Consider the following 5,036-nt stretch of genomic DNA (forward strand, 5'->3'; position numbering starts at 1 on the left):
GTGTGGTGTTTCAGAGCTGTAGAGTGGATGCGTAACATCTTTGTGGGCAAGTCCTCGGCCTATTAGTACCAGTCAACTCGACAACACATTACTGTGCTTCCATTTCTGGCCTATCAACCCAATGGTCTGTTGGGGGCCTTAACCCACAAGGGGTGGGATACCTCATCTTGGAACAGGCTTCCCGCTTAGATGCCTTCAGCGGTTATCCCTTCCGAACGTGGCCAACCAGCCATGCCACTGGCGTGACAACTGGCATACCAGAGGTTCGTCCGTCCCGGTCCTCTCGTACTAGGGACAGCCTTCCTCAAGTATCCTACGCGCGCGGCGGATAGGGACCGAACTGTCTCACGACGTTCTAAACCCAGCTCGCGTGCCGCTTTAATGGGCGAACAGCCCAACCCTTGGGACCTACTCCGGCCCCAGGATGCGACGAGCCGACATCGAGGTGCCAAACCATGCCGTCGATATGGACTCTTGGGCAAGATCAGCCTGTTATCCCCGGGGTACCTTTTATCCGTTGAGCGACACCCCTTCCACCAGGTGGTGCCGGATCACTAGTCCCGACTTTCGTCCCTGCTCGACATGTCTGTCTCACAGTCAAGCTCCCTTGTGCACTTGCACTCAACACCTGATTGCCAACCAGGCTGAGGGAACCTTTGGGCGCCTCCGTTACTCTTTAGGAGGCAACCGCCCCAGTTAAACTACCCATCAGGCACTGTCCCTGAACCAGATCATGGTCCGAGGTTCAGATTCCCAATCCGACCAGAGTGGTATTTCAACAACGACTCCACCAACACTAGCGTGCCAGCTTCACAGTCTCCCACCTATCCTACACAAGCCGAACCGAAAACCAATACCAAACTATAGTAAAGGTCCCGGGGTCTTTCCGTCCTGCCGCGCGTAACGAGCATCTTTACTCGTAGTGCAATTTCGCCGGGCCTGTGGTTGAGACAGCCGGAAAGTCGTTACGCCATTCGTGCAGGTCGGAACTTACCCGACAAGGAATTTCGCTACCTTAGGATGGTTATAGTTACCACCGCCGTTTACTGGCGCTTAAATTCTCAGCTTCACCCCGAAGGGTTAACCGGTCCTCTTAACGTTCCAGCACCGGGCAGGCGTCAGTCCATATACATCGTCTTGCGACTTCGCATGGACCTGTGTTTTTAGTAAACAGTCGCTTTCCGCTGGTCTCTGCGGCCACCCACCCCTAGTCCGCGAAGGACTTCAGAGTGTTTGGCCCCCCTTCTCCCGAAGTTACGGGGGCATTTTGCCGAGTTCCTTAACCACAGTTCACCCGATCGCCTTAGTATTCTCTACCTGACCACCTGTGTTGGTTTGGGGTACGGGCCGTGCACGCACTCGCTAGAGGCTTTTCTCGGCAGCATAGGATCACTCTACTTCACCTCAATCGGCTACGCATCACGTCTCAGCCTTGATGAAACACGGATTTACCTATGTTTCGGCCTACACGCTTACACCAGTACTACCACTCACTGGCGGAGCTACCTTCCTGCGTCACCCCATCACTCGACTACTACGGAATCAGATCCCACGCTCCACAACCAGCCTCCACCCCGAAGGGTCTCAACTGGCGCTTCGGGTGGTTAGTATCAACCGCCTCATCCTGGGCGCACGTGCTCGGGTACGGGAATATCAACCCGTTATCCATCGACTACGCCTGTCGGCCTCGCCTTAGGTCCCGACTTACCCTGGGCGGATTAGCCTGGCCCAGGAACCCTTGGTCATCCGGCGGCAGAGTTTCTCACTCTGCATTCGCTACTCATGCCTGCATTCTCACTCCCACACCCTCCACGACTGGCTTCCGCCGCCGCTTCCCTGGATGCAGGACGCTCCCCTACCCATCCACACCACTGCATCACACTCTCAAGGAGGTGATGGATGTATATGTGTGAATGACACAGCTTCGGCGGTGTGCTTAAGCCCCGCTACATTGTCGGCGCAGGACCACTTGACCAGTGAGCTATTACGCACTCTTTCAAGGGTGGCTGCTTCTAAGCCAACCTCCTGGTTGTCTGGGCAATCCCACATCCTTTCCCACTGAGCACACACTTAGGGGCCTTAGCTGGTGTTCTGGGCTGTTTCCCTCTCGACGACGAAGCTTATCCCCCGCCGTCTCACTGCCACACTCTCACACCACGGTATTCGGAGTTTGGTTGATTTCGGTAACCCGGTAAGGCCCCTAGACCATCCAGTAGCTCTACCCCCGTGGTGAAACATGTGACGCTGCACCTAAATGCATTTCGGGGAGAACCAGCTATCACGGAGTTTGATTGGCCTTTCACCCCTACCCACAGCTCATCCCCTCAGTTTTCAACCTAAGTGGGTTCGGCCCTCCACGTCGTCTTACCGACGCTTCAGCCTGGCCATGGGTAGATCACTCCGCTTCGGGTCTAGACCACGCGACTCATTCGCCCTATTCAGACTCGCTTTCGCTACGGCTACCCCACACGGGTTAACCTCGCCACGCAGCACTAACTCGCAGGCTCATTCTTCAAAAGGCACGCCATCACCTCAACATCACAAGGATGTGCTCGGGCTCTGACGGCTTGTAGGCACACGGTTTCAGGTACTCTTTCACTCCCCTCCCGGGGTACTTTTCATCTTTCCCTCACGGTACTAGTCCGCTATCGGTCTTCAGGAAGTATTTAGGCTTACCGGGTGGTCCCGGCAGATTCACAGCAAATTCCACGAGCTCGCTGCTACTCGGGAACACCAAACAAACGATCCACAACATGTTTTCGCGTACGGGACTCTCACCCACTCCGGTCGCCCATCCCAAGGCGTTCCACTAACACGCGTAACCGTTCCGAGGACTGTCAGATCCTCGACGCTGGGTCCCACAACACCGCTTATACAACGCCTGACAGCTTGACATATAAACGGTTTAGCCTCTTCCGCTTTCGCTCGCCACTACTCACGGAATCACGGTTGTTTTCTCTTCCTACGGGTACTGAGATGTTTCACTTCCCCGCGTTCCCTCCACACACCCTATATATTCAGATGCGGGTAACACCACATAACTGGTGCTGGGTTTCCCCATTCGGAAATCCTCGGATCACAGCTCGGTTGACAGCTCCCCGAGGCATATCGCAGCCTCCCACGTCCTTCATCGGCTCCTGAAGCCAAGACATCCACCATGTGCCCTTAACAACTTGACCACAAAGATGCTCGCATCCACTCTACAGTTCTCAAACACCACACCAGAAACAAACTCCCGGAGCTCGTGTAAGCCCCTCGGCGTGTTGCCTCAGGACCCAACAGTGCGCTAAGTGAACAATCATCGACCAGACCCGGCAGAACACTTTCCACGCACCCGAAGGTGCAGTACTCGCACTTGCCGGCAACCTGACCTCAGGCCATAACCAGTAGTTCCACAATTCCTTGAGCAACCAGAGCAAGTACACATTCGGCACTTGAGCCCCGGCCACTCCACCACCGTTGGTCCGGGTATCCCGGCGGGGTGGATGTGTTGCTCCTTAGAAAGGAGGTGATCCAGCCGCACCTTCCGGTACGGCTACCTTGTTACGACTTCGTCCCAATCGCCAGTCCCACCTTCGACCACTCCCTCTCCGAAGAGTTGGGCCATGGGCTTCGGGTGTTACCGACTTTCATGACGTGACGGGCGGTGTGTACAAGGCCCGGGAACGTATTCACCGCAGCGTTGCTGATCTGCGATTACTAGCGACTCCGACTTCACGCAGTCGAGTTGCAGACTGCGATCCGAACTGAGACCGGCTTTAAGGGATTCGCTCCACCTCGCGGTATCGCAGCCCTCTGTACCAGCCATTGTAGCATGTGTGAAGCCCTGGACATAAGGGGCATGATGACTTGACGTCATCCCCACCTTCCTCCGAGTTGACCCCGGCAGTCTCCCACGAGTCCCCGCCATAACGCGCTGGCAACGTAGGATAAGGGTTGCGCTCGTTGCGGGACTTAACCCAACATCTCACGACACGAGCTGACGACAGCCATGCACCACCTGTACACCAACCACAAGGGAAGCCCTATCTCTAGGGATGTCTGGCGCATGTCAAGCCCAGGTAAGGTTCTTCGCGTTGCATCGAATTAATCCACATGCTCCGCCGCTTGTGCGGGCCCCCGTCAATTCCTTTGAGTTTTAGCCTTGCGGCCGTACTCCCCAGGCGGGGCGCTTAATGCGTTAGCTACGGCACGGACAACGTGGATGTCGCCCACACCTAGCGCCCAACGTTTACAGCGTGGACTACCAGGGTATCTAATCCTGTTCGCTCCCCACGCTTTCGCTCCTCAGCGTCAGTATCGGCCCAGAGACCCGCCTTCGCCACCGGTGTTCCTCCTGATATCTGCGCATTTCACCGCTACACCAGGAATTCCAGTCTCCCCTACCGAACTCAAGTCTGCCCGTATCGCCCGCACGCTCCACGTTAAGCGTGGAGTTTTCACGAACGACGCGACAAACCGCCTACGAGCTCTTTACGCCCAATAATTCCGGACAACGCTCGCACCCTACGTATTACCGCGGCTGCTGGCACGTAGTTAGCCGGTGCTTCTTATCCAGGTACCGTCACTTGCGCTTCGTCCCTGGCGAAAGAGGTTTACAACCCGAAGGCCGTCATCCCTCACGCGGCGTCGCTGCATCAGGCTTGCGCCCATTGTGCAATATTCCCCACTGCTGCCTCCCGTAGGAGTCTGGGCCGTGTCTCAGTCCCAGTGTGGCCGGTCACCCTCTCAGGCCGGCTACCCGTCGTCGCCTTGGTAGGCCATTACCCCACCAACAAGCTGATAGGCCGCGGGCTCATCCTGTACCGCCAGAACTTTCAACCACCCCCCATGCGAGGAATGGTGATATCCGGTATTAGACCCAGTTTCCCAGGCTTATCCCAAAGTACAGGGCAGATTGCCCACGTGTTACTCACCCGTTCGCCACTAATCCACCCGAAGGCTTCATCGTTCGACTTGCATGTGTTAAGCACGCCGCCAGCGTTCGTCCTGAGCCAGGATCAAACTCTCCAACAATGTCAAATTTGATCGAGGCA

General features: G+C 56.2%; 2 rRNA genes. Both read right to left on the reverse strand.

Going from position 1 to position 5,036, the window contains the following annotated elements:
• Window positions 1-42: 42 nt before the first annotated feature.
• Window positions 43-3,179: ribosomal RNA gene (locus tag ACLJQ7_RS42590) — 23S ribosomal RNA — on the reverse strand.
• 322 nt (window positions 3,180-3,501) lie between these two features.
• Window positions 3,502-5,016, reverse strand: a 16S ribosomal RNA gene (locus tag ACLJQ7_RS42595).
• Together the 16S and 23S rRNA genes form the textbook arrangement of a ribosomal RNA operon.
• Window positions 5,017-5,036: the final 20 nt, after the last annotated feature.

This window comes from Amycolatopsis sp. cmx-4-54 (genome assembly GCF_046548895.1).
GTDB lineage: Bacteria > Actinomycetota > Actinomycetes > Mycobacteriales > Pseudonocardiaceae > Amycolatopsis.